Annotated in this window: 4 protein-coding genes and 1 pseudogene; 3 read left to right on the top strand and 2 right to left on the bottom strand. The window is 36.3% G+C overall.

All coding sequences use genetic code 11. The features are described 5' to 3' along the window. The first annotated feature begins 317 nt into the window (after positions 1-317). Together P9B04_RS12780 and P9B04_RS12775 are read left to right on the top strand one after the other, a co-directional pair. Positions 318-1,598 carry an Ig-like domain-containing protein gene (locus P9B04_RS12780; protein WP_342055375.1) on the top strand — a complete coding sequence of 427 codons (1,281 nt, stop codon included), beginning with the start codon at positions 318-320 and terminating at the stop codon, positions 1,596-1,598. Positions 1,599-1,933: 335 nt separating this feature from the next. Further along, positions 1,934-2,470: a hypothetical protein gene (locus P9B04_RS12775; RefSeq protein WP_342055374.1), complete on the top strand. Its 537-nt coding sequence runs from the start codon at positions 1,934-1,936 to the stop codon at positions 2,468-2,470. A 370-nt stretch (positions 2,471-2,840) separates the two neighbouring features. Here the strand turns inward: P9B04_RS12775 and P9B04_RS12770 are convergent, their stop codons facing one another. Beyond that, entirely contained in the window at positions 2,841-4,247 is a 1,407-nt protein-coding gene (locus P9B04_RS12770) for a carotenoid oxygenase family protein (RefSeq protein WP_342055373.1), read from the bottom strand. A 236-nt stretch (positions 4,248-4,483) separates the two neighbouring features. On the opposite strand from P9B04_RS12770, the gene P9B04_RS12765 reads away from it, so the two are divergent. Beyond that, positions 4,484-4,708: a hypothetical protein gene (locus P9B04_RS12765; RefSeq protein WP_342055372.1), complete on the top strand. Its 225-nt coding sequence runs from the start codon at positions 4,484-4,486 to the stop codon at positions 4,706-4,708. 333 nt (positions 4,709-5,041) lie between these two features. Here P9B04_RS12765 and P9B04_RS12760 read toward each other — a convergent pair. After that, positions 5,042-5,935 (bottom strand): annotated as a pseudogene (locus tag P9B04_RS12760) (MFS transporter); the annotation flags it as partial. Positions 5,936-6,005 lie beyond the last annotated feature (70 nt).

Raw genomic sequence — 6,005 nt, 5'->3', positions numbered from 1 at the left:
GCTTGGAGAAGCCCGCACTGTAACGGTACTCCGTTCAGTGTCGGGAGTCGTCACATGATATCGTTATTGGTGCTAATGCAGCTGATCCTAATGGCATCCTTGCTGCTGGACAAAGCTACGTTATTTATGGGAATATTGCTCCTGATCTCGATCTCAATGGGGTTTCTGGAGGGACTGGTTATACTGCGACGTTTACTGGAACGCCGATCGCCATTGTCAGTGATGATTTAACCGTCGGAGATAGCAACTCAACCACTTTAGTCGGTGCAACAATTACCATTACCAATCTACAAGATGGTATTGCCGAAAGTTTGGCAGTGGACACGACAGGAACAAATATTACGGCGAATTACGATCAAGGAACCTTAACCCTTAGTGGCATTGATACTGTAGCGAATTATCAACAGGTATTACGCACCGCCACTTATACTAATACTGCCCCAACTCCTGGAAGTCAAAGGAATATCGAATTTGTTGTGGATGATGGCGCTGTTCATTCTAATACCAGTAACCTCGCTGCAACCACGTTAACCCTTAATCTATCTCCGATAACAGTGGATGATTTCACCACCACAGCCCAAGATACTGCTATTTTAGTTGATGTTCTTGCCAATGATAGTGATCCTGAAGGTGGTTCCCTAACTATTACCAGTTTTGAACAAGGGCTCAACGGAACTGTGACTCACAACAATAATATTCTGACCTACACCCCCAATTCAGGGTTTAGTGGCAGTGATAGCTTTACCTATATCGTTTCTGATGGCAATTCTACCATGACTGGCATGGTCAACCTTGAAGTCGGACGCACAGAAAATGCTGGCAATGGGGATAATTTAGTTACAGGTACTCCTGGTAATGACATTTTTCATGGAGGTAATGGTGACGATACATTGTTTGGTTTTGCAGGGCAAGATATCTTGAATGGAGGTAATGGGGATGATGAGTTATTTGGCGGTAATGATGCCGATACCCTTACCGGTAACAATGGAGATGATAAATTATTTGGTGATGCAGGTACCGATATTCTCGAGGGTAATAATGGGGATGATGAGTTATTTGGTGGTTCTGATGCTGATATCCTTACAGGCAACAATGGAGATGATAAATTATTCGGTGATGCAGGTACCGATATTCTCGAGGGTAATAATGGGGATGATGAGTTATTTGGTGGTTCTAATGCCGATACCCTCGAGGGTAATAATGGAGATGATTTGTTAGTTGGGGGTACTGATGCCGATATTTTGACGGGAGATAATGGAAGTGATACTTTTCGCTACTATGACTTGACTGATTCCCTGTTAAGTAGTTTCGATCAGATCACGGATTTAAAAATTGGGACAGATTTCATTGATGGAATTAATACGGTTAGTAAACAGAATGTTGCGCATCTGGGTGAAGTAATCGGTTTGGATGAAACAGCAATTCTGACTGTTTTGACAACCAATGATTTTCTGGCCGATGGAGCAGCAACTTTCACTTTCGGAACACGGACTTTTGTCGCTCTTAATGATAATGTTGATGGTTTTGCAGCTGATACTGATGCTATTATTGAAATTACAGGTTTCAGTAACAAATTAGATAATTTAGCTATTATTTAAAGAATAGTTGAATCGAGAAAAAAACTAAAATTTTACTAAATGTTCCCTCGCCATTCCTGACACTTTTCTAATTTCTAAGGATAAAGTGTTAAGACAAGCAAGCTATAGAATGTAAAAGTTGTGTACCAATATCCGCTAACTTTGGGTTCCTTTTATTTTTTGAAAGCTTTCACTCCAACCGATTACCCGCTATGGGAAAAGCTTTCTAGGAAATAACCCAATTTACAGCGTTTCAACCTACTGGTTTCTCCTTCGTTACCTACTGAAATTATAGGTAGTCATTTTCTCACCGATTTTTCTTGATATAATTGGTAGTGAATCTTTGTCCTCTCAGTGTGTTTTCCCTGTTTGAACTGAATATTAAACCTATCATTACTTATCAAAAAACGGCTCAACTTCCCATTGAAATCTATGTTCAGCCTATTACTCCATTCATCACGAATAATTCCTCTTTATTACTCCCAGATTTGCCTATTGTGCCTAAAACTGCTGTTATTATTTTATTGTATTCTTTCATTCCTTTAGAGACAAGTAACCGTCAAGTTGAACTAGAAAAACAACGATTGAGAGACGAATTTTTTACTTTGAGTAAAAGAATCAAACTAACTTTTCAAAAACAAGGAACATTAGTTGCTATTATTGATCCGCAAGATGGGAAACCGATTAATTCTCCTGCTAGTCAACTTAGTTTTGATATAATTGCTGTGGTTCATCAGTTGCTCAATTTTAGTTTTTATCAATTACATGGTTGTAAAGTTTTAAATCATCCGATTCAACAAACAGCGATTTATCCTAGTCTTTTATTATCTGATGTTGATATTGCAATAACAAAGTCTTGGCTTAATTCTTTTCGATCAAACTGGGTAGGGTGAAATGAAAAAAAAGTTCTAAAACCTTTACAGAGAGTATAGTTAAGCCTCGTCCTGCCCAACAAACGGTCCAATTTGTAGATACATACGATGAACTATATAAGCAATTAAGCTTGTTTTAGGGAATCACCGTTCTTTAGCGGTAGCGGAGGACAGAGAGGATGTCAAAGGATTAGAAACCTATACATTTGAAGCTCCCTTTTAAGCCTCAATGATGGTGCATTTTAGACAGAGGATAAATGTAGAATATGTATTTTTAGATAGTTTAAAATTATGAGTTTTTTCTTTTCCCTGGACTATAAACACAATTTTACTAGTTTTTTGTTAAATTACTAATTGTATTTTCAAAGTAGGTTCTCTTTGTTTTCCACTTTTAACCTTGTTTCCAAGTACCATGAAATCCCATAGGAATAACATTTGGTAATCCTAAACGACATAAAGGACTACTTTCTAATGCCTCACTATCATAAATTCTTAGTTCAGAACTATGGTTATTTCCATCATAAACAACGGTTAATACCCATCCTTGTTCTGAGTTCGGAGTATTAGGAACAAAAATCGGTTCCGAGGGATATCTATTCTTTCCCATGTCTGCTACAGTTATCTTCTTTAATTGTCGATCATAACGGGCGATCGCTCCAAAAATTTCCTGAGATAAATCTGCATTATCTCGGTGAACTGATAGATAAGTATAACGCCATTTTTGTCCTGTTTGATGACTAGGAACAATGGGAAAATCTGAACCTCTATCTAATAACTGTTCTTGACGGATAACTGTAGCTTTCTTCGGCTCGATTTCTACTTCCCAGAGATTTCCTTTTGCTGGAGTTGTTGTCTTTCCCGTCGCTACTTCTTTTAAGTTTTGATTGGTGGAAAAGTCAGCATAACGGACAAATTCAACAAGAATATTACCCTCTTGATTAACACACCCATTACTATAGTGCCATTGAAACCAAGGGTCAGCTTTTGCTTTACTAATAAAGGATAAACTATCTCGAGCAAAAATCAATATTTCTGTCCCTATTTCTGGTTTCCATTCCATTGCCTCACTTAAACTAGATAACCCTAATGCTGCCGGTAATAATTTCACACGAATAGGAGGAACAAAAAATATTATATATGAGCCAGCTAAAATAAAATCATGAACTATCCTTAAACCATCCAAGGGATAATCTGATTTTTTTATCACTTTTCCTGTAGCATCACTTTGATAGAGATGTAGCGTTACTTTTGCCCCTAAACTAATACCAAAATTATAGATATTACCAGTTTGATAATCAATTTTTGGATGCGCCGAAAACGGTTGCTTTTCGGTTAATTTATCAAGATTATCTAATCCTTTGGTTGCTAAATCATCTAAATCTAAGCCGTGAGGATTGCCTCCTTCCCACAAAGCTAATAATTTATCAGGTAGTGCCAACACCGATGTGTTGGCAGCATTTTTAACGTCCTTTCCCCACGTTTTCCAGAAAGGTCCGGGTACAGTCATGCCATAATTAGGGTATAAGAATTCATTAGCTTCAGCTTCTTTTTGATATCCTGCTGTTTGGACATAACGATAGGTTGCCTCTGCACCTGCTTCTCTGAAATGAATGGCTAAAATTGCTCCATCGCCATCAAACCAATGACCAACTTTTTGGGAACCCCTTTCTAGTCTCCCTGGTCCATTTCGATATAACGTCCCTCTCAGTTCATCAGGAATTTCTCCTGATAGGATTGGTAAAGGTTTTAAAGGAAATTCTTCTGCTGGTTTTTCGATAGCTTGTGACCAAGTAGCCATAATTATTGTATCTTAATTTTATTTTTTATCTCTATAACTCTCTAATACTAACAAGTTTTTTATATTGTATCAATACTGATGCTACCATTATCTTTTTCTTTAAGACCATACATTAAATACTACTACTTTTAGAAGTATGAACTCTAATAATTTTTAGGTAATGGTTCCCAATTTTTATTATTAGTTTAATATGATGATAAGATATTTAATTGTTGTTCATTAAGACTAATTTTATTATGTGGCGAGTTAATGTCCGTTGTGACGGTGATTCATGGAAACAGTCTGGGGCTGAGTTTAAAACCATGACAGAAAATTATCAGCTTGAATTGATAGGGTCTCAGAAAATGCCTAATGGGATAAGAATCATGGCTTATAAAATGGATGACATTAGTGAGGTTGAAACTTTTATAGAAAATTGTACAATTTTTCCTGGATTTACGGCTGAATTTGAATCTTTGTAAAGTATTTAGGAATTATTAAAGAGATTACTCTTCATGACTTTACCTAGATATCCAGTAGGATAATTACAAAAAGTGGCGTAGTTCAAACGAAGGTAACACTTGTCCAAAAATATCAACTCTACGAACTAGAACATTTGTTGTAAACAGCAATCAATTATAATTGGAGAAAATCGTGTAAATGTGTGGGTCAATTGAGTGAATTCATCGTTTTGTGTAGTTTCTGGGCTTTCTTCCTCTTATCTTCAACAATTAGCGGTTAAAGTTATCTCGAAAAACCCTTACAACCCCAAAAGTCCCCATCCACTTTTTCCTCAATCGGATTAATTATTTGACTTAAATCGATTTTAGCTTAACTAGATTCCACCAAGAAAACATCCCCAAACTCAAAAAAGTAATTCCCATAATCGTTAATGATAGATTTAAAGAGTGTTGGTCAGCTAACCACCCAGATGTTGTTCCAATAACAGCAAATCCCAAACGAAAAACAAAACTTTTGACTGAAAAAATGGTCGCTCGTGTGATAGAAGGAACAATTTGGTTAAGAGCTTCATTTAGTAAGGGTGTGACCCAACCTCTCACACAATAAATAATGGCGACAAAGAAAATAGCCCAAACTTGATCTATCATACCTAAAAAGATATATGAAACTGATAATAATATAATCAAAAATAGTAAGGTATTTTTTAATCCAAGTTTTTTTGAAAGATGATTGGTTGTTAGAGAAGCACCACTCATAAGTCCATGAAAAACTACCCATATAATTCCAAAGAAAGTCGTTGGTACGTTATAGTTAGATAAATAAGCTTGAGATAACCAAACTATCAGAAAAGTAGCGACTGAAAACGTCGCACTTAGGAGAATCAGCCATCTAATTAAGTGGTTTATAATTAAGGCATTTTTGACAACTGATATTAACTTTAGTTTGATTTGATAATTTTCTTGAACTTCATGTTGAGGTTCAATCAATTTTGTAGCTAAAAAAGAATAAAATAAGATACAAATTGTTTGTAGATAAAAAGGATAAACTAAGTTATATTGAGCCACTATAGCTCCAATTAAGCCACACACGGCTTCACTTATTCCCGAAATAGCTACTAATTTACTTTCAAATTTACGGTATTCGTGAGCGCGGTTTAAATGTAAAAAGGTATCATAAGTTAAAGCTGTATCGGCACCGGAAATTAAACTGCCAGCTACTCCTGTTAAAATTTCAGCTAAAATAAGCCAGAAAAAAGTCTGTTGAGTAGAAGCTTCTCAAAAAGTCTGGGGGGACTCGCCGAAAGTTAGGGGACAAAGA

Origin of the sequence: Crocosphaera sp. Alani8 (genome assembly GCF_038442745.1) — a bacterium.
Taxonomy (GTDB): Bacteria; Cyanobacteriota; Cyanobacteriia; order Cyanobacteriales; family Microcystaceae; genus Crocosphaera.
Note: the sequence above shows the minus strand (reverse complement) of the source record. Positions and strands in the feature narration are given on the sequence as shown.